This window comes from Tenacibaculum sp. MAR_2009_124 (genome assembly GCF_900105455.1).
In the GTDB taxonomy this organism is placed as follows: Bacteria; Bacteroidota; Bacteroidia; order Flavobacteriales; family Flavobacteriaceae; genus Polaribacter.
Genome location: NZ_FNSF01000001.1, coordinates 107,102 through 131,634 on the forward strand (window position 1 = coordinate 107,102; position 24,533 = coordinate 131,634).

General features: G+C 35.2%; 1 protein-coding gene (cut by a window edge). It reads left to right on the plus strand.

What is annotated here, in order from left to right:
* Positions 1–24,525: the 3' portion of a non-ribosomal peptide synthetase gene (locus tag BLW23_RS00150; protein WP_093667235.1), read on the plus strand. The gene continues 11,253 nt to the left of window position 1, outside the view; 24,525 of the gene's 35,778 nt are visible here — the last part of the coding sequence; its start codon lies off the left edge, out of view; the stop codon is at positions 24,523–24,525.
* Positions 24,526–24,533 lie beyond the last annotated feature (8 nt).

Sequence of the window (24,533 nt, forward strand, 5' to 3'; positions counted from 1 at the left end):
GTTAAAAATGTAGTAATTTTACCAAAAGAAGAAAAAGTACAGTTACTAGATACTTTCAATGATACTAATGCAGCCTATCCATCAGATACAAGCATCTTAGATCTTTTCTCAGATCAGGTAAAGCAATCACCAAAACAAGTTGCTATCGTTTACAAAGGAGAAACGTTAACATACAAAGAACTTGATCAACGTTCAAATCAAGTAGCTCGATATTTACAAAATCAAGGAGTTCAACCAGATGGATTGGTAGGAATTTGTATGACGCGTAGCTTGGAAATGATTGTAGGAATTTTAGGAGTTTTAAAATCAGGAGGAGCTTATGTTCCAATAGATCCTAATTACCCAAAAGAACGTATCGAATATATCATAGAAGACACTGGAATTGAATTATTATTAAGTAATTCTTCAAGTCAAGATACTTTAGAAGACAAAGAAGGATTCACCAGCATTGCTTTAGATACAGATTGGAATCAGATTTCAGAATATTCAACAAGAAAATTAAGTTATCAATCAATCTCACAAGAGAATCTGGCGTATGTAATTTATACTTCAGGAAGTACAGGAAAACCAAAAGGAGTCCTTATTGAACATGGTAATATGTTCAACTTGGTAAACTGGGGAATCTCAAACTTCAAGGATTCATTGGATTTAGGAATGCTAGCAAGTACTTCAATCAACTTTGATTTATCGATTTTTGAGATCTTTACTTCACTAGCCTCAGGAGCAAAGGTTGAATTAGTTAATAACTTATTATCATTAGTAGAAGATTCAGAAGTTTCTGTATCACTGATCAATACGGTACCAAGTGTTTTACTAGGAGTCTTAGAATCAGGAAAATTACCAGAAGCGGTAAAAACAATCAACCTAGCAGGTGAGCCATTACTACCAAGTTTGGTCGATCGTATTTACAACGAAAGTTCGGTAGAGTCTATTTACGATTTATACGGACCATCAGAGGCTACGACTTATAGTACCTTTATCAAAAGAGAAATCAACGGAGTTCAAACTATTGGACGTCCGATTGCCAATACTCAGATTTATATTTTAAGTGAATCGAGTGAACTTTTACCGGCAGGCGTTGTAGGAGAATTATGTGTAGGAGGAAAAGGAGTAGCAAGAGGATACTTAAACCGAGAAGAATTAACGAATGAAAAATTCATTACGAATCCATTTAAGGAAGGAGAGAGAATTTACAAGACAGGCGATTTAGCCCGCTGGCTCTCTGATGGAACGTTAGAATATGTAGGAAGAAAGGATTCTCAAGTAAAGGTTCGTGGATACAGAATAGAATTAGGAGAGATTGAAACAGCTTTATCAACTATCGAAGAGATTCAAAGTAGCTGTGTGCTAGCAAAAGCAGATGTTACAGGAAGTAAGCGATTGGTAGGATATGTTGTTGTAGATGGAGAGTTCAATAAAGAAAACGTTCAAGCCGAGTTAAAGGAGAGCTTACCAGAATACATGGTTCCATCTTTATGGGTTGAGCTCGAAGAAATGCCATTAACCGCTAGTGGAAAGTTAGACAGAAAAGCCTTACCAGAACTAGATGGATCACTCTTATCAACCAAAGCATATGTAGCTCCAAGAACAGGGGCAGAAGAACAAATTGCTGCGATTTGGCAAGATATATTAGGAATTGAAAAAGTGGGAGTTTATGACAACTTCTTTGAATTAGGTGGGCATAGCTTATTAATAATCCAATTAATATCACGTTTACAAAAACTTGATTTATATATTGGGGTTAAAGATATTTTTGCTAGTCCAACAATTGCAGAAATAGCAGAAAAACTTTCATCAGATACTGAAATATATCAAGTGCCAGAAAACGGAATCACTCCAGAAGTGGAGCATATAGTTCCATCGATGGTTCCGTTGTTAGATTTTGCTCAAGAAGATATTGATATGGTGGTTTCCGAGGTCCCTGGAGGAGTTTCGAATGTTCAGGATATCTATCCATTATCACCATTACAGGAAGGAATGTATTTCCATTATTTAATGAGTAATGAAGAAGAAGGAGATCCATATATTCTATCGAATTTACTCTCTTTCTCAGACAAAGAAAAACGAACTATTTTTATTGAAGCACTTCAGTTTGTAGTAAATCGTCATGATGTTTTAAGAACTTGTTTTATAAGCAAAGACTTACCCAAAACAGTTCAAGTAGTGCAACGTGAGGCGCAATTGTTAGTAGAAGAAATATTCATTGACCCTTCAAAAGATATAGTATCAGAATTAGAAATAATTAAATCGCCAGGGAATCAATGGATGGATATTTCAAAAGCACCATTATTGAGGCTAAAATCGACGGACGACCAAGAAAACGGAGTTTATTATTTGTTAATAGATCAACACCACTTGGCATTAGATCATGTAGGTTTAGAAAAAGTGGTCGTTGAGATTGAACAATACTTATTAGGAAACGGAGCTAACCTTCCAAGGCCTGTATTATATAGAGATTTTATAGCGTATACATTACATCAACAATCAACAAATGATAGCGAAACTTATTTTAAAGAGTTGTTAGGCGTTATTGAAACTCCAACCTATCCATTTGATTTGTCGAATGTTCGTGGAACTGGGCGAGATATAAAAGATTCAGAGTTTCTTATTCCTCAGGAAATAAGTAAAGAAGTTAGAACGATTAGCGCAAAATTAGGAATAAGCCCAGCTGTTTTATTCCATGCCGCTTATGGTTTAGTAATTGGTAGATGTAGTAATTCTGACTATGCAATATTTGGCTCGCTATTCTCTGGGCGCTTGCAAGGAGCATCTAATTCAGTTGATTCCTTAGGGTTGTTTATCAATACCTTACCGTTTTTTACCGAATTAAAAGGAAATGTTTCAGAATATATAATCAGCGTAAAAAATGGATTAAATGAACTTTTACCTTACGAGCAAACTTCCACAGCAGATATCCAAAATTGGAGTGGTATTTCAAATGATTTACCTTTATTCAGTGCCATATTAAATTACCGTCATTCTACAGTTCCTACGGAAGTAGTAGAAGAAATATCAAATGGAATTGATTTAGGAATTAGCAGACATGGAGGACATGAAAGTACAAATTATCCAGTTTGTGTGGATATTGATGATTATGGAGATTATTTTGGTATTGTAGCTCAGATTGACATTCAAGTTGATGGAAACCTAGTAATATCGTATCTCTATCAGGCGATTTTAAGTTTATTAGAAGCTTTAAAGTCGGAGAAGCAGACAACAGTTTCTGAATTAAAAATATTACCTGAAACAGAAGAACGTCAGTTGTTAGAGGTATTCAATGCAGAAACAGAGGATTATCCATTAGATAAAACAATTGTCGATTTATTTACTGAACAAGTTCAAAAAACACCAGAGGCTGTTGCTGCTGTTTTTGAAAATCAGAAGATTACTTATAAAGAATTAGATAACCGCTCAAATCAACTTGCACATTACTTGGCAGCTAAAGGAGTTGGTTCTGATACCATGGTGGGTATTTGTTTGGAACGAAATTTCGACATGATCATTGGAGTTTTAGGGGTTTTAAAATCGGGAGCCGCTTATGTTCCCATTAAACCAAATTTTCCAAAGAGCCGTATTGCATATATTCTTGAAGATATTGGACAATCTTTGGTAGTAACAAATTCAGGAAGTAAATCAGCTTTATCTTCTTTAGAAACAATTGAATTAGTATTGTTAGATGATCCTGAATTAACGAAAAATTATCCAAAAACAACATTAGAAAAAGTTTATAATTCTACAGATTTAGCCTATGTGATTTATACTTCAGGGAGCACTGGATTGCCTAAAGGAGCAATGATAGAACATGCTGGATTGTTGAATCACTTGTTTATCATGGTTGATGAATTGGATATGGATAGTAATAGTACGGTAGCCTTTACTGCTCCATTTACTTTTGATATTTCTGTATGGCAGATGTTAAGTGGATTATTAAGTGGAGGACGCATAGCAATATATTCGGAAGAAGAACTTTTAGCCATTGATAATTTCCAAGATTCTTTAACAAAAAATAATGTCAGTCATCTTCAGTTAGTACCATCGTATGTGGCTAGCTTACTAGAAAGTGATACTGTGGTACCTGGTTTATCCAATTTAGCGTACTTTTTGGTTACTGGAGAAGCGGCTACCAAATCGTTATTAGATAAATGGTTCTCGTTATATCCTAATGTTCCAGTTGTAAATGCGTATGGACCAGCGGAAGCTGCAGATGATATCACTCTTCATATCATGAATGAATCTCCAACAGGAGCCGTAGTTTCAATTGGGAAACCCGTAGCGAATATGGATATTTATGTGGTTGGTCAATTTGATAATTTATGTCCAATTGGTGTGGTAGGAGAATTATGGACAGCAGGAGTTGGTGTTGGTCGCGGATATTTGAATAGGAAAGAGCTTACCAAAGAAAAATTCATTGTAAATCCATTCAAATCAGAGGGTGGACGATTATATAAGACAGGTGATTTAGGTAGATGGTTGTCAGATGGAACCATTGAGTTTGTAGGTCGTTCGGATGATCAGGTTAAAATTCGAGGTTATCGTATTGAATTGGGAGAAGTAGAAAATGCGCTATCAATTGTTTCTGGAGTTCAAAATAGTTGTGTTTTAGCTAAAAAGGATGCGAATGGAATAAACCGCCTAGTAGGTTATGTGGTAATGAACGGTGAGTTTGATAAAGAAAGGATTCAAAATGATTTGTTGGAGAGCTTACCAGAATACATGGTTCCTAAATTATGGATTGAATTGAAAGAAATGCCATTAACGGCAAATGGAAAAATCGATAAGAAAGCTTTACCAGAGCTCGACGGTTCTTTATTATCAACAACAACCTATATAGCTCCAAGAAATGAAGTAGAAGCAAGAATCGTTAGTATATGGCAGGAGTTGTTAAATGTTGAGAGAGTAGGGGTTCATGATAATTTCTTCGAGTTAGGTGGACATAGTTTATCTGTTGTTCAATTAATTTCTCAACTACAGAAAAATGATTTCCATATTTCAGTAAAAGATATTTTCTCAAACCCGACAGTTGCATCAATGAGTGAGAAAGTGTCTTCGGGTGAAGAAGTATATCAAGTTCCGACAAATGGAATTACGAAAGATACAGACTATATCGTTCCAGAAATGGTTCCATTAATAGATTTTGATCAAGAAGATATTGATGCAATTGTATCAAAGATTTCTGGAGGAGTTTCGAACATTGAAGATATTTATCCGTTATCACCACTGCAAGAAGGAATCTATTTCCATCATTTAATGAGTAATCAAGAAGAAGGAGATCCTTATGTAGTTCCCTATTTATTATCATTTGAAGAAGAAGAAAAACGAACTTTATTTATAAAGGCCTTACAATTTGTAGTGAATCGTCACGATGTACTTCGTACTTGCATTATTAGTGAAGGCTTACCTAAACCTGTTCAGGTAGTAGAAAGAAAGGCCACACTTAAAATAGAGGATTTAGCTATAGATAAGAACAAAGATGTTTTAGCTGAATTACAAGAGTTAACCACTACTGGAAGCTTATGGATGGATGTTACGAAAGCTCCCTTATTAGGATTGCAGAAAGCAGATGATCCAAAAAACAATGCCTATTATCTGAATTTATTAGGGCATCACTTGAATATGGATCACGTTGGAATGGAGATAATTGTTTCTGAGATTATGGCATATTTATCAGAAAAAGAAACTACGCTTCCAACTCCGTCTTCATATAGAGATTTTATAGGTCATACGCTTCATCAACAAGCGACTAACGATAGTGAAAGCTATTTTACGAACTTATTAGGAGATATTGATACACCAACGTATCCTTTGAACTTATCAGATACAAAAGTATCAGGAGCGTCAATTAAAGAATCTGTGGTTGTTTTACCAGAGGAGTTGAGTGCGGGTATCCGAAAAGTTAGTACACATTTAGGAATGAGCCCAGCGGTAGTATTCCATGCTGCCTATGGATTAGTTGTAGGGAAATGTAGTAATATGGACTATGCTATCTTCGGATCTTTATTCTCAGGACGTTTACAAGGTTCGTCTGGAGCAGCAGATTCATTAGGGTTGTTTATTAATACTTTACCATTTTATATAGCTTTAGAAGGAAGTGTAACTGAATATGTTAAAACAGTTAAAGAACGATTAACAAAATTACTGCCATACGAGCAAACACCATTATCGAGTATTCAAGGCTGGAGCGGAATTTCTAACGATGTTCCTTTATTTAGTGCCTTATTGAATTTCCGTCATACACCGTTGGAATCAGAAGAAGATTCTGGAACGAGTTTAGATTTAGGCATCAATGCTATTGGAGGAAGAGAATTAACGAATTATCCATTTACTTTAAGTGTTGATGATTATGGAGTAGATTTCGGATTAACCGCTCAAATAGATGGGAGTGTTGATGTAAATCGAGTTATTGATTATATGCAAGAGGCCTTAGAACAGTTAGTACAAGGTTTAAATTCAGAGGAAACGATTGAAGTTCGTAATGCAGTTATCTTATCAAAAGAAGAAGAGGAGTTATTATTAGAAGATTTTAATACAACAACTGTTGATTACGGAACGGATCAAACTATTTTAAATCTGTTTTCAGATCAGGTAAAGCAATCACCGAAACAAGTTGCTGTTGTTTATAAAGGAGAAGCATTAAGTTATAAAGAATTAGATCAACGTTCGAATCAAGTAGCGCGTTATTTACAAACTCAAGGAGTTCAAGCAGATGGATTGGTAGGAATTTGTATGACGCGTAGTTTGGAGATGATCGTAGGAATTTTAGGAGTTTTAAAATCAGGAGGAGCTTATGTTCCAATCGATCCTAATTACCCAAAAGAGCGTATCGAATATATCATAGAAGATACAGGAATTGAATTATTATTAAGTAATGAGAAGAGTCAAGATGCTTTAGACGACAAAGAAGGTTTTACAAGCATTGCTTTAGATACAGATTGGAATCAGATTTCAGAATATTCATCGAAAAAATTAAGTTATCAATCAATCTCACAAGAGAATCTGGCGTATGTAATTTATACTTCAGGAAGTACAGGAAAACCAAAAGGAGTGCTTATTGAACATGGCAATATGTTCAACTTGGTAAACTGGGCAACGGCAAACTTCAAGGATTCACTAGATTTAGGAATGCTAGCGAGCACTTCTATCAACTTTGATTTATCGATTTTTGAGATCTTTACTTCACTAGCCTCAGGAGCGAAGATTGAATTAGTTGATAATTTATTATCATTAGTAGAAGAATCAGAAGTTTCTGTATCACTGATCAATACGGTACCAAGTGTTTTACAAGGAGTCTTAGAATCAGGAAAATTACCAGAAACAGTAAAAACGATTAACCTAGCAGGTGAGCCATTATTACCAAGTTTGGTCGATCGTATTTATGAAGAAAGTTCGGTAGAGTCTATTTACGATTTATACGGACCATCAGAGGCTACGACTTATAGTACCTTTATCAAAAGAGAAATAAACGGAACTCAAACCATTGGACGTCCGATAGCCAATACTCAAATATATATTTTAAGTGAATCAAGTGAACTCCTACCAGTGGGTGTTGTAGGAGAATTATGTGTAGGAGGAAAAGGAGTAGCGAGAGGATATTTAAACCGAGAAGAATTAACGAATGAAAAATTCATTACGAATCCATTTAAGGAAGGAGAAAGAATCTATAAAACAGGCGATTTAGCCCGCTGGCTACCTGATGGAACGTTAGAATATGTAGGAAGAAAGGATTCACAAGTAAAGGTTCGTGGATACAGAATAGAATTAGGAGAGATTGAAACAGCTTTAGCAGCCATAACCAATATTCAAAACAGCTGTGTACTAGCCAAAGCAGATGTTACAGGAAGTAAACGATTGGTAGGATATGTAGTTGTAGATGGAGAGTTCGATAAAGAAAAAGTTCAAGCTGAATTAAAGAAGAGTCTACCGGAATATATGGTTCCATCTTTATGGGTTGAACTCGAAGAAATGCCATTAACGGCAAGTGGTAAATTAGACAGAAAAGCGTTACCAGAACTAGATGGATCATTATTATCAACTACAGCATATGTAGCACCAAGAAATGAGTTGGAATCTCAAATAGCTAGAATTTGGCAAGAGTTGTTAGGTGTTGAGAAAGCAGGGGTTTATGATAACTTCTTTGAATTAGGAGGGCATAGTTTATTAATTGTTCAATTAATATCACGTTTACAAAAGCTTGATTTATACATTGAGGTAAAAGATATTTTTGCCAATGCAACCATTGCTCAAATAGCAGAGAAATTAACATCAGATACAGAAAGATATCAAGTTCCAGCCAATGGAATTACAGTGGATACAAAGACGATCACACCAGCAATGGTCCCATTGTTAGATTTTGCACAGGAAGATATTGATACCATCATTTCGAAGATTTCAGGAGGTGTTTCAAATATTGAAGACATCTATCCATTATCACCCTTACAAGAAGGAATCTATTTCCATTATTTAATGAGTGATAAAGAGCAAGGAGATACCTATGTACTATCAAACCTACTGTCTTTTAAAGACAAAGAGAAACGAGCTTTATTTATCGAGGCTTTACAATTTGTGGTAAACAGACATGATGTACTCAGAACTTGTGTAGTAAGTGAAGGTTTACCGAGTGCAGTTCAAGTAGTACAGCGAGAAGCAGCATTATCAGTAGAGGAATTAATTTTCGATGCAAAAACAGACGTTTTAACTGAATTAGAAGAGTTAACCGCTCCAGGAAATCAATGGATGGATGTATCGAAAGCTCCATTATTACAATTAAAATCGGCAGATGATAAGGGGCATGATCGTTACTATTTGATTGTCAATCAGCATCACTTGGTACTGGATCATATTGGTTTAGAAAAAGTTGTTGAGGAGGTTCAATTATATCTATTAGGACATGAGGATAATCTTCCAACACCAGTATTGTATCGAGACTTTATTGGACATACATTACATGCGCAAGCAACCAACGATAGTGAGACTTATTTCCAAGGGGTATTAGGTGATATTGAAGAACCAACCTATCCATTTAATTTATCAGACACCAAGGTGAATGCCAATGCCATTAAAGTGGCAAATGTACTTTTACCAGATACATTGAATAAAGAACTTAGAGAAGTTAGCATCGAATTAGGAATGAGTCCAGCGGTATTATTCCATGCGGCTTATGGATTGGTAATCGGAAAGTGCAGTAACTCAGAATACGCTTTATTCGGATCACTATTCTCAGGACGCTTGCAAGGAGCGTTAAACTCAGCAGATTCTCTAGGAATGTTTATCAATACCTTACCATTCTATGTTTCTTTAGAAGATGATGTACTCAAATATATTCACCAGGTAAAGGGACGTTTACAAGATTTATTACCCTACGAGCAAACACCACTATCAAACATCCAAGGTTGGAGTGGTATCTCTACGGAGGTTTCTTTGTTTAGTGCCTTATTAAATTATCGCCACTCTCATTCAGCAGTAGAAGAGACTGAAGCAGGAGAAACGATTGATTTAGGAGTGGAGGTTCTAGGAGGAGATGAACGTACGAACTATCCATTTACCTTAAATGTTGATGATTTTGGAGAGAGCTTTGGTTTAACTGCTCAGATAGAACAAGGGATTGATGCAGATCGTGTCTTAACGTATATGCAAGAAGCCTTAACAAGTTTATTAGAAGGATTAAAGGCAGAGAAAAAAGCACCAGTTACAAGTTTAGCTATATTATCTGAAGAAGAAACTACAGAAATATTAGAAGTTTTCAATACTACAGAATTGGCATATCCATCAGATAAGTCAGTAGTAGAACTATTTGAAGCACAAGCTGAAAAAACACCAAACAAAGCAGCGATTTCATTTGAAGGAACTACATTAACGTATGAGGAACTAGATAAACGTTCAAATCAATTAGCACATTATTTACAAGCGCAAGGAATAGAGACGGATACGTTTGTAGGAATCTGTATGGATCGTAGTTTGGAGCTACTTATTTCGATTTTAGGAGTCTTAAAATCAGGCGGTGCTTATGTACCAATCGATCCAAGTTACCCAGAAGATCGAATCGAGTATATGTTAAGAGATGCAATGATTAATTTGGTATTGACAAGCGAAGCGAATACTGAAGTATTAAAAGATAGAGATAATGTATCAATCATTTCTTTAGACAAGCAGTGGAATGAACTAATTGCAACCTATTCAGAAAACAGTTTAAATACAACTATTTCATCAAATGATTTAGCGTATGTGATCTACACTTCAGGAAGTACAGGACAGCCAAAAGGAGTTCAAATCGAACATAAAAACATTGTTAGTTTAAGTACGAGCTGTGATTATGTAGAGTTGAATTCAGATACGGTTTGGTTATCAACAGGATCGATTTCCTTTGATGCAACCACAATTGAATATTGGGGAACCTTACTTAATGGAGGAGAACTTGTTTTAACAACCAAAGACACTTTATTAGATACCGCAAGCTTTAAAGCATTATTACAAGAGAAAGAGGTAACTACATTATGGATGACTGCTTCATGGTTCCATGGAGTAGTAGAGGAAGATACGAGTGTTTTTGCTTCATTAAAACATTTACTAGTTGGAGGAGATGTAGTTCTGTTCAACTATACCAATAAAATAAAAGAGTTATATCCAGATGTAACGATCATCAATGGATATGGACCGACAGAGAACACGACGTTCTCAACCACGTATACTATTGAAATCACCGAAGAAAATCTTCCAATCGGAAAACCAATAAAGAACAGAGTGGCTTATATCGTTAATTCAGCAATGAACTTGGTTCCTGTAGGAGTAGAAGGAGAATTAGTTGTAGGAGGAGCAGGAGTTGCTAGAGGATACTTAAACAATGAAGAACTCACCCAAGAGAAATTCATTTCAAGTCCATTTAAAGAAGGCGAAAGACTTTATAAAACAGGCGACTTAGTAAAATGGCTTTCTGATGGGAACATTGAATTTGTAGGAAGAAAAGATGCTCAGGTTAAGATTCGAGGATATAGAATAGAATTAGGAGAGATAGAAAATAGTTTATCAAACTTAAGTTCAATCAGTCAATGTTGTGTGCTTGCAAAAGAAGCAGCAAACGGTACCAAACGTTTGGTAGGATATATAGTTTCAGAAAACACTTTTGACAAAGAAGCAATCCAAACAGAACTAAAAGAGCATTTACCAGATTATATGATTCCATCGATTTGGGTGGAAATGGAAGAGATGCCATTGACGAGCAATGGTAAATTAGACAGAAGATCTTTACCAGAGCCAGATAGTTCAGATTTATCAAGCAAAGATTATGTCGCTCCAAGAAATGAAACAGAAGAACAATTAGTTGCGATTTGGCAAGAATTGTTAGGTGTAGAACAAGTAGGAGTTTATGATGACTTCTTTGAATTAGGAGGACATAGTTTACTCGTTGTTCAATTAATCTCAAGAGTACAAAAGATAGGATTGAATATCACAGTAAAAGATATTTTCTCAGAACCTACCATTGCAGGGATTAGTAAAAATGTATCTTCATCAGAATTGATGTACCAAGTTCCAGCTAATGGAATAACGGAAGGTATCGATAGTATCACACCAGAGATGGTTCCTTTATTAGATTTTGCCCAAGAAGATATTGATACGGTTGTATCGAAAGCCCCAGGAGGGATATCGAACATTGAGGATATGTATCCATTATCACCCTTACAGGATGGAATCTATTTCCATTATTTAATGAGTGATCAGGATCATGGAGATCCATATGTTTTACCAAGTTTATACTCATTCCCAAGTAAGGAAAAGAGAGCTTTATTTATAGAGGCGCTTCAGTTTGTCGTGAATCGTCATGATGTACTCAGAACCTGTGTTATCAGTGAAGGCTTACCACAGGCCGTTCAGATAGTTCTTAGAGAAGCTATATTGGAGGTAGAGGAGTTAGATGTAGTTTTACCAGAATTAGAATTATTAGCTGAGCCAGGTAAGCAACGAATGGATGTTTCAAAAGCACCATTATTGCAATTAAAATCAGCAGATGATAAAGAGAATAATAACTACTATCTAATCATCAATCAACATCACTTAATTTTAGATCATGTTGGATTAGAGAAAATTGTAGCAGAAATCACTGCTTATTTATCAAACAAAACAGAGAATCTTCCAACACCAGTTTTATATAGAGACTTTATCGGTCATACACTTCATGCGCAAGCAACCAATGATAGTGAAGTCTATTTTACCAATTTATTCGAAGGAATAGAGACACCTACCTATCCATTTGGATTATCAGATATTCAAGGAACAGGAAGTGATATTAAAGAATTACAAACTGTTTTACCAGAGGAGTTAAGTGAGGCTATTCGAAAGATAAGTACTGGATTAGGAATGAGTCCGGCAGTAGTATTCCATGCAGCTTATGGACTAGTTGTAGGAAAATGTAGTAATAGTGATTATGCGTTATTTGGAACTTTATTCTCAGGACGTTTACAAGGAGCTTCAGGAGCAGCAGATTCGTTGGGGTTATTTATTAATACCTTAGGTTTCTTAGTAGAATTAAATGGAAGTGTAACTGATTATATTAAACAGGTTAAAGAGCGATTAGGAGACTTGTTACCCTATGAGCAAACACCACTTTCAAACATTCAGAATTGGAGTGAGATTTCTAATGAAGTTCCATTGTTTAGTGCCTTATTAAATTATCGTCACTCATCAATACTAACAGAAGAAGAGGTTGATCAGGATACAGTTAATTTAGGAATAGAGATTGTTAGTGATCATGAGCGCACGAACTATCCGTTTTCATTAAATGTTGATGATTATGGAAAGGAATTCAAATTAACGGCTCAGATTGATGGCAGTATTGATACCAAGCGCGTACTTGCTTTTATGGAAGAAGCTTTGGTACAACTTGTAGAAGGATTACACGCAGAAGAAACAGTACCAGTTGCAGCTTTATCAATTTTAGCAGAGCAAGAAAAAGTACAAGTATTAGAGACTTTCAATAATACACAAGCTGACTATCCGTTAGATACAACGATACTAGATCTTTTTTCAGAGCAGGTAAAGCAATCACCAAAACAAGTAGCTGTTGTTTATAAAGGAGAAGAATTGAGTTATAAAGAACTCGATCAACGTTCAAATAAAGTAGCGAGATATTTACAAACTGAAGGAATTCGACCAGATGGATTGGTAGGAATTTGTATGACGCGTAGCTTGGAGATGATCGTAGGAATTTTAGGAGTTTTAAAATCAGGAGGAGCTTACGTTCCAATAGATCCTAATTACCCAAAAGAGCGTATCGAATATATTCTAGAAGACACCGGAATTGAATTACTACTAAGTAATGAGATGAGTCAAGGTGTTTTAGAAGACAAAGAAGGTTTTACAAGCATTGCTTTAGATACAGATTGGAATCAGATTTCAGAATATTCAACAAGAAAATTAAGCTATAAATCAATTTCACAAGAGAATCTGGCGTATGTAATTTATACCTCAGGAAGTACAGGAAAACCAAAAGGAGTACTTATTGAACATGGTAATATGTTCAATTTAGTGAATTGGGCAATGGCAAACTTCAAGGATTCATTGGATTTAGGAATGCTGGCAAGTACTTCTATCAACTTTGATTTATCGATTTTTGAGATCTTTACTTCACTAGCCTCAGGAGCGAAGATTGAATTAGTTGATAATTTATTATCACTAGTTGAAGATTCAGAAGTTTCTGTTTCATTAATCAATACGGTACCAAGTGTTTTACTAGGAGTCTTAGAATCAGGAAAATTACCAGAAACGATAAAAACAATCAACCTAGCAGGTGAGCCATTACTACCAAGTTTAGTAGATCGTATTTATGAAGAAAGCTCAGTAGAGTCTATTTATGATTTATATGGACCATCGGAGGCTACGACTTATAGTACCTTTATCAAAAGAGAAATCAACGGAGCTCAAACTATTGGACGACCAATAACCAATACTCAAATATATATTTTAAGTGAATCGAGTGAACTCCTACCAGTGGGCGTTGTAGGAGAATTATGTGTAGGAGGAAAAGGAGTGGCGAGAGGATATTTAAACCGAGAAGAATTAACGAATGAAAAATTCATTACGAATCCATTTAAGGAAGGAGAAAGAATTTACAAGACAGGCGATTTAGCTCGTTGGTTACCTGATGGAACTTTAGAATATGTAGGAAGAAAGGATTCTCAAGTAAAAGTCAGAGGATATAGAATAGAATTAGGAGAGATTGAAACAGCTTTAGCAACCATAACCAATATTCAAAACAGTTGTGTACTGGCCAAAGCAGATGTTACAGGAAGCAAACGTTTAGTAGGATATGTAGTTGCAGAGGGAGAATTCGATAAAGAAAACGTTCAAGCCGAGTTAAAGGAGAGCTTACCAGAATACATGGTTCCATCTTTATGGGTTGAACTCGAAGAAATGCCATTAACCGCTAGTGGTAAATTAGACAGAAAAGGATTACCAGAATTAGACGGCTCATTATTATCAAACAAAGAATATATAGCTCCAAGAACTGTAGTAGAAGAACAAATCGCTGAGATTTGGCAAGAGTTGTTAGGTGTTGAGAAAGTAGGGGTTTATGATAATTTCTTTGAATTAGGAGGTCATAGTTTACTCGTTGTTCAATTAATATCAAGATTACAGAAACTTGATTTATACATCGAGGTAAAAGATATTTTTGCCAATGCAACCATTGCAGAGATCGCAGAAAAGTTATCCTCAGAGACTCAAGTATATCAAGTACCTGAAAATGGAATTACTCCAGAGGTGGAGCATATTGTTCCAGCGATGGTTCCGTTATTGGATTTCAATCAAGAAGATATTGACACAGTCGTATCGAAAGTTTCTGGCGGTGTTTCGAATATTCAAGATATCTATCCATTATCACCGTTACAAGAAGGAATTCATTTTCATTATCTAATGAGTAATGAGGAACAAGGGGATACTTATATTTTACCAAACGTACTATCATTCAATAATAAAGAAACCTGTGACTCTTTTGTAGAAGCTTTACAATTTGTAGTAAATCGTCATGATGTGTTGAGAACTTGTTTTATCAATAAAGATTTACCAAAAACGGTTCAGGTAGTGCAAAGAGAGGCAAAATTAAAAGTAGAAGAAATAACTATTGATGCTTCAAAAGATTTGGGTGAAGAGTTAAAATTTCTCACGAATCCAGGGAATCAATGGATGGATATTTCTGAAGCTCCTTTATTAAAATTAAAATCTATTTATGACGAGGAGAATGATACTTATTATTTGATAGTTAATCAACATCATTTAGTATTAGACCATTTAGGTTTAGAAAGAGTGATTATTGAGATAGAGCAATATTTATCAGGGAATAAAGAAAGTCTTCCAACACCAGTATTGTATCGTGATTTTATAGCTCATACATTGCATTCACAAGCAACGAATGATGATGAAGGGTATTTCAAAGGACTGTTAGGTGATATTGAAGAACCAACTTATCCATTTAACTTAACAAATGTTTTAGGAAATGGTAGTAAGATCAAGGAACTAGGAGTTATCTTACCAAAAGAGTTAAATAAAAGAATTCGAACTATTAGTACCGATTTAGGAATGAGTCCAGCGGTAGTATTCCATGCAGCTTATGGAATTGTAGTTGGAAGGTGTAGTAACTCAGACTATGCATTATTCGGTTCATTATTCTCAGGTCGTTTACAAGGAGCTTCTGGAGCAGCAGAATCATTAGGATTGTTCATAAATACTTTACCGTTTTTAGCAAAGTTAGACGGAAACATTAACGAATATATTCAAAAGGTAAAGCAAGGATTGAACGAGTTATTACCTTATGAACAAACACCATTATCTAATATTCAGAGTTGGAGCGATATCTCCAATGAAGTTCCATTATTTAGTGCTCTTTTAAATTATCGCCATTCGGAAGATCCGAGAGAAGCTGAAAATACTTCTGAAGGACATGATCTAGGAATAGCTCACATAGGAGGTCACGAGCGTACGAATTACCCACTTACTTTAAGTGTTGACGACCTAGGAGTTGATTTCGGATTAACGGTTCAGATAGAAGAGCATATTGATGCGGCTCGAATTATAGATTACATGCAAGAAACTTTAGAGCAATTACTAGAAGGGTTGACTTCTGGAGAAGCTATTGAAGTTAGTAGTGCAGCAATCTTACCAAAAGAGGAGTTAGCATTATTAGATACATTCAACAACACTCATGCTGAGTATCCATTAGATAAAACACTGGTTGATTTATTTGCAGAACAAGTAATTAAATCACCAGAAGCAATAGCTGTTGTTTTTGAAGATGAGACATTAACATTTACTGAGTTAGACGAGCGTTCAAATCAGTTAGGACATTATCTGCGTGAGCAAGGAGTTACCCCAGATACTTTGGTAGGTATTTGTATTGAGCGAAGCATTGAAATGCTGGTTAGCATTTTAGGAATCTTGAAATCGGGAGGAGCTTATTTGCCAATTGATCCAGAATATCCAGAAGATCGTATTGAGTATATGGTATCGGATGCTGAGATTAAATTGGTATTAACGAGCACAAAAGTTGATTCAGAAGTATTAGGAGATCGTGAAGATGTTACTACAGTTGTATTAGACAGTCAATGGGAAACTATTGAAAGCTATTCAATAGATGCTTTAGCTCCAGTAGTATCTCCAGAGAATTTGGCTTATGTAATTTATACTTCAGGAAGTACAGGAAAGCCAAAAGGAGTAATGAACCAGCACAATGGTATTGTGAACCGTTTATTATGGACGCAATCAGAATACCAATTGACTTCAGAGGACACTATTTTACAAAAAACAACTTTCAGTTTTGACGTATCAGTATGGGAATTATTATGGGGAACAATTAGTGGATCGAAATTAGTATTTGCAAAACCAGAAGGACATAAAGATGCACGTTATTTAAAAGAGATTATAGAAGAGCACAAAATCACAACAATGCACTTTGTACCATCGATGTTGAGAGTGTTCTTAGAAGGAATAGCCTCAGGAGATTGTGATTCTTTACGTCGTGTAATTTGTAGTGGAGAAGCCTTACAGGTAGATCATGTAGCCTTATTCAATGAGAAATTCACAGGAGTAGCATTACACAATTTATATGGACCCACGGAAGCAGCTATTGATGTTAGTTATTGGCCAGTTCCATTAAACAAAGAAATTAGTAATGTATTAATCGGGCGTCCAGTAGCCAATACAAGTTTATATGTACTGGATGATTCAATGAACTTAGCACCGATCGGAGTTGCAGGAGAATTATGTATTGGAGGAGTTCAGGTAGCTAGAGGTTATTTAAACAAAGAAGAATTAACCAATGAGAAATTCATTCCAAACCCATTTAAGGAAGGGGATAGAATTTATAAAACAGGAGATTTAGCCCGTTGGTTACCAGATGGGACAATAGAGTATATTGGAAGAAAGGATAATCAAGTAAAGATCCGTGGATACAGAATTGAATTAGGAGAAATCGAGAATACATTATCATCATTAGAAAGCATCAGTCAATGTTGTGTGCTAGCCAAAGAAGATAGTATAGGTAGTAAACGTTTGGTTGCTTATGTAGTTTCAAATGGAGAATTTGATAAAGAAAAGATTCAAAACGAATTAAAGGAGATTCTTCCAGAATATATGGTTCCTGGATTATGGGTTGAGTTGGAAGCAATGCCATTAACAGTGAATGGTAAATTAGATAGAAAAGCCTTACCAGAACCAGATGGCTCATTATTATCAACCAAAGAATATGTTGCTCCAAGAAATGAGATGGAATCTCAAATGGTGAGCATTTGGCAAGAAGTATTGGGGCTAGAAAAGGTAGGAGTTTACGATAACTTCTTTGAATTAGGAGGACATAGTTTACTGGTTGTTCAGTTAATCTCACGTTTACAAAAGCTAGATTTCAATATCGCGGTAAAAGATGTTTTCTCAAATCCAACGATTGCATCGATGAGTGATAGCGCTTCATCATTATCGTTAATGTATCAAGTTCCAGCGAATGGAGTAACAGAAGATATAGATCACATTGTTCCAGCAATGGTTCCTTTATTGGATTTTGCTCAAGAAGATATTGATGCAGTAGTTTCAAAAGTTGAAGGAGGGGTATCGAATATTCAAGATATCTATCCATTATCACCATTACAAGAAGGGATTTATTTCCATCACTTAATGAGTGATAAAGAACAGGGAGATCCATATGTTTTGTCGAGTCTGTTATCTTTTAAAGATCAGGAAAAACGAGATACTTTTGTAGAAGCTTTACAATTTGTAGTGAATCGTCATGATGTATTGAGAACATGTTTTGTAAGTGAAGGTTTACCAAAATCAGTTCAGGTGGTACAAAGAGAGGCGAAATTATTGGTAGAGCCTCTTACATTTGAAAATACAACAGATATACTATCTAAATTAGAAGAATTACGTATTCCAGGAAATCAATGGATGGATGTTTCTACAGCACCATTATTAAAATTGAAATCTGCTGATGATTCAAATGATAATACGTACTATTTATTAATTGATCAGCATCACTTGATATTAGACCATATTGGTTTAGAAAAAGTGATTGTTGAAATAGAACATTATCTATCAGGAAATAAAGAAAGTCTCCCAACACCAGTATTGTATAGAGACTTTATCGGACATACCTTACATTCGCAAGTTACTAACGATAGCGAATCGTATTTCAGAAACTTATTTGAAAGTATTGAAGAGCCAACCTATCCGTTTGATTTATCAAATGCAAAAGGAAATGCGAATGATATCATAGAATCAAGCATCCTTTTATCAGATGAGTTAAGTAATGAACTTCGAGAGGTTAGTACAAAATTAGGAATGAGTCCAGCAGTATTATTCCATGCGGCTTATGGACTAGTTGTAGGAAAGTGCAGTAATGCAGATTATGCTATATTCGGATCTTTATTTTCGGGACGTTTACAAGGAGCATTGAATTCAGCCGATTCTTTAGGAATGTTTATTAATACGCTACCTTTTTATGTTTCTTTAGAACGAAATGCATCTGATTACATTCAGCAAGTAAAACAAAGATTACAAGATTTATTACCATACGAACAAACGCCATTAACAAATATTCAAGGTTGGAGTGAAATTTCTAATGAAGTTGCCTTTTTCAGTGCCTTATTAAACTATCGTCATTCACATACAGGAACGGCGGCAGAACAGCATGATAGCGGAGAAGTAGTTGATTTAGGTATAGAACTTATAGGAGGAAATGAAAGAACGAATTATCCATTTACTTTAAATGTTGACGATTATGGGCAAAGCTTCGGATTAACGGCTCAAATAATAAATAGTATTAATGCTGGCAGAGTATTGGGTTATATGGAAGAAGCATTAACTCAATTGCTAAAGGCTTTAAAAACAGAAGAAACAGTTTCTGTAAATTCATTAAATGTTTTATCGTTAGAAGAAGAAAAACAGTTCTTAGAAGTTTTCAATAATACTAAAGTTGATTATCCTAGAGATATAACAATTGTAGATTTATTCGCGGAGCAGGTTGCAAGTGCTCCAGATGCCATTGCATTAACTTACGAAGGGAAAGAGTTAAGCTATAAAGATTTAGACACAAGGTCTAATCAGTTAGCCCATTATTTAAGAGAGCAAGGAGTTCAACCAGATACTTTAGTTGGTATTTGTTTAGAACGAGGCTTTGATATGATCGTTGGTATTTTAGGAATCTTAAAGTCTGGAGGAGCCTATGTTCCAGTGGATCCAGCCTATCCAGAAGATCGAATTGAGTATACACTATCAGATGCAGGAATTAATTTAGTATTAAGTGATGAAGCTAGTAAGGAAGTTTTAAAAGATAAAGCTGAGCTGACTATAATTTCTTTAGATGGAGATTGGAACACGATTTCTACATTCTCATCAGAGGCGTTAAATAACGTTATCTCACCAACCAATTTAGCCTATGTAATTTATACTTCAGGAAGTACAGGAAAACCAAAAGGAGTTTTAATAGAGCATTTAAATGTTGTTCGTTTACTTAAACATGATGAATGTTTGTTCGACTTCAACTCAAATGATGTTTGGACTTTATTCCATTCTTTCTGTTTTGACTTCTCAGTTTGGGAAATGTATGGAGCCTTATTATTTGGTGGCCGATTAGTAATCGTTCCAAAGTCAATTTCTAAAGACGCTATGGCTTTTAGCAATTTATTAGTTGAAGAAGGAGTTACGGTATTAAATCAAACACCAAGTTCTTTTTATACGTTACAAGATCAATACGTATCGATAGCCAATGAGAGTACAATCCGCTATGTTATTTTTGGAGGGGAAGCCCTAAATCCAAGCTATTTAGCACGATGGAAACAATCGTATGTGAATAGTAAGCTGATCAACATGTATGGTATCACAGAAACGACAGTTCATGTTACCTACAAAGAAATTACTGATGCTGATGTTAACAATTCTATAAGTACTATCGGAACAGCGATTCCAACATTAAGTTGCTATATGGTAGATGATTATTTAAATCTAGTTCCACAAGGAGTTATTGGCGAATTATGTGTTGGAGGTAGTGGAGTCGCAAGAGGTTATTTGAACAGAGAGGTTTTAACAAACGAGCGATTTGTTTCCAATCCATTTAGTGATGATACTAATGCTCGTTTATACAAGTCAGGAGATTTAGGACGTTGGTTACCAGATGGGACGATTGAATATATCGGAAGAAAAGATGCACAGGTTAAGATTCGTGGATACCGCATTGAATTAGGAGAAATAGAATCGGTGCTATCAAAAGTAGCAGGCATTCAGAGTAGCTGTGTTTTAGCTAAAGAAGACGGTACTGGAAACAAACGATTAATCGGATATATAGTTAAAGATGAGTCTTTAAATAAAGAAATAATTCAATCAGAATTAAAAAAGAGTTTACCAGAATATATGGTACCTCAAATATGGATTGAATTAGAAGAAATGCCATTAACATCAAATGGTAAACTAGATAAGAAATCACTTCCTGAACCAGATGGAGCTACATTGTCGACAAAAGAATATGTTGCTCCAAGAAGCTTAATGGAGTCGCAAATAGTTATTATTTGGCAAGAATTACTAGGACTAGAAAAGGTTGGAGTTTATGATAATTTCTTTGAGTTAGGTGGACATAGTTTATTAGTTGTTCAATTAATATCTCGTTTACAAAAGCTGGATTATTATATTAAAGTTAAAGACATTTTCTCGAATCCAACAATAGCTGAAATTGCAGAAAAAGTATCTTTAGACGCTTCAGTATACAAAGTTCCAGCAAATGGAATAACTAAGGAGATAGATCGCATTGTACCAGAGATGGTTCCACTATTAGATTTTGATCAAGAAGATATTGACAAAGTCGTAGAAAGAATACCAGGAGGAACTGCTAATATTCAGGATATTTATCCATTATCACCTTTACAAGAAGGAATGTATTTCCATCATTTAATGAGTGATAAAGAAGGGGGAGATCCATATGTTCTGCCATGTTTATTATCATTTTCAGACAAAGACAAGCGAAATGCTTTCATAGAGGCATTACAATATGTTGTAAATCGACATGATGTATTACGTACTTCTGTAATTAGTGAAGGATTACCAAGAGCAGTACAAGTTGTACAGAGAGAAGTTGAAGTCTCTGCGGAGAAATTAACTTTTAATGCATCATCAGATATATTGTCCGAACTAGAAAAGTTAACAACGCCAGGGAATTTATGGATGGATGTTTCAAAAGCTTCATTAATACAATTAAAATCGGCAGATGATCCAGCAACAGGTAACTATTATATAATTGTTAATCAACATCACTTGGCATTTGATCATTTCGGATTAGAAAGAATTATAGATGAAATTGTAGTATACTTATCTGGAAAAGGAGCAAGTTTACCAACTCCAGTTTTATATAGAGATTTTATCGGGCATTCACTTTATCAGCAGGCTACAAATGATGGTGAGTCGTATTTCAAAAGTTTGTTTGGAGATATTGATACTCCTACCTACCCATACAGTTTGTCAGATACAAGACGCGATGGAGGTGGTGTCCAAGAAGCAAGAATGACTTTAGCAGATGAATTAAGTAAAGATATTCGAGAAGTTTGTACGAGTTTAGGAATGAGTCCAGCTGTATTATTCCATGCTGCTTATGGAATTGTTGTTGGAAAATGTAGTAATTCAGAGTATGCGATTTTCGGAAGTTTGTTTTCAGGACGTTTACAAGGTACTTCTGGAGCAGCAGATTCTTTAGGGATGTTCATGAATACCCTACCGTTTATAGTCCCTATAGAGGGAGATATTTCAGAATTCATTCTTCAAGCTAAGAAAAGGTTGACAGAGTTACTATCATACGAGCAAACATCATTGTCTGATATTCAAAGTTGGAGTAATATTTCGAATGAAGTACCATTGTTTAGTGCGTTATTAAACTACCGTCATTCTTCGGGAGGTACAGTAACTGAGGCAGAGGTAGATGAAGATATTATTGATTTAGGAATTAGTGTAATAGGTGATTATGAGCGTACGAATTATCCATTCTCAGTTGACGTTGATGATTTTGAAACTGGATTCGGATTAATAGCTCAAATTGATGGAGATGTAGAGGCAGACCTTGTACTTGTTTACATTCAAGAAGCTGTTAAAGGATTAGTAGCTGGATTAAAATCTGAAAAACCTTTATCTGTTTCAAAATTAAATATTTTACCACAGGAAGAAGAAAGTCAATTATTGGACGTTTTCAACGACACTTCAGTTGATTATCCATTGAATAAAACATTTGTAGATTTATTTGTTGATCAAGTTCGAAAATCTCCAGAAGCGATTGCAGCAATTTTTGCGGATCAGAAAGTAACCTATAAAGAATTAGATGAGCGTTCTAACCAACTAGCACATTGCTTGGTTGAAAAAGGAGTTACATCAAATACTATGGTAGGTATTTGTTTAGAGCGTAATTTAGATATGTTGATTGGAGTATTAGGTATCCTAAAATCAGGAGCTGCTTATGTACCAATGAAACCAGATTTCCCTCAGAGTCGTATTGCTTATATTCTTAAAGATTTAGGACATTCTTTAGTGGTAACAAACATAGAAAGTAAACCCGTTTTATCTTCTATGGAAACCATTGATTTAGTACTGTTAGATGATTCTGAATTAACTAACAATTATCCAATTACACCATTAGAGAAAGTTTATAATCCAACGGATTTAGCCTATGTAATTTATACTTCAGGAAGTACAGGGTTACCTAAGGGAGCAATGATAGAACAGGCTGGGTTGTTAAATCACTTATTCATCATGATTGATGAGTTAAAGATGGATAACGATAGTACAGTAGCCTTTACCGCACCATTTACTTTTGATATTTCGGTATGGCAAATGTTAAGTGGACTGTTATGCGGAGGACAAATTGCAATATACGCAGAGGAAGATCTTTTGGTTATTGATGAGTTCCAACACTCTTTAGTGACTAATAAAGTAAGTCATCTTCAATTAGTTCCGTCATACGTAGCTAGCTTGTTGGAAAATAGTGAAGTAGTTCCAGGTTTATCTAATTTGGCTTATTTCTTGGTTACCGGAGAAGCCGCTACTAAATCATTATTAGATAAATGGTTCTCATTATATCCCAATGTTCCAGTTGTAAATGCGTATGGACCAGCAGAAGCTTCAGATGATATTACACTTCATATTATGGATGAATCTCCAACGGGAGTCGTAGTTCCAATAGGAAAGCCAGTGGCAAACATGGATGTATATGTAGTAGATAACTTTGATAGTTTATGTCCAATTGGAGTTGTAGGAGAATTATGGACAGCAGGAATTGGAGTGGGTCGAGGATACTTAAATAGAGAAGAGCTTACCAAAGAAAAATTCATCGAAAATCTATTTAAACCAGAAGGTGGAAGGCTTTACAAAACAGGCGATTTAGGACGTTGGTTACCAGATGGAACCATCGAATTCGTAGGTCGTTCGGATGATCAAGTGAAAATAAGAGGATATCGTATTGAATTAGGAGAAATTGAAAATGCTTTATCTGTCATTTCAGGAGTTCAAAACAGTTGTGTACTTGCTAAGAAAGGACCGAATGGAATAAATCGTTTAGTAGGTTATGTAGTAATGGATACTGAATTTGATAAAGAAACAATACAAGATGACTTATTAAATAGTTTACCAGAATATATGGTTCCAGCCTTATGGGTTGAATTGGAAACAATGCCACTAACCGCAAATGGTAAGATTGATAAAAAAGTTTTACCAGAGCCTGATACTTCAATGCTGTCAACACAAGAATATGTGGCTCCGCGTACACAAACGGAGGAGCAACTGGTTGAAATTTGGCAAAATTTACTAGGAGTAGAAAAAGTAGGAGTTTGTGACAATTTCTTTGAATTAGGAGGTCATAGCTTACTGGCTACTCGTTTAGTATCAATAATTAGAAAAGAACTAGAGGTAGAATTGTCGATACGAAACATTTTTAGGTTCACCACTATAGAAGAAATAGCTTCATACTTAGATTATAAAGCACAAAGTCTTAAAGAAGACGAAGAGGAATACAGTATAAACATTGAGATATAAAAATTAAC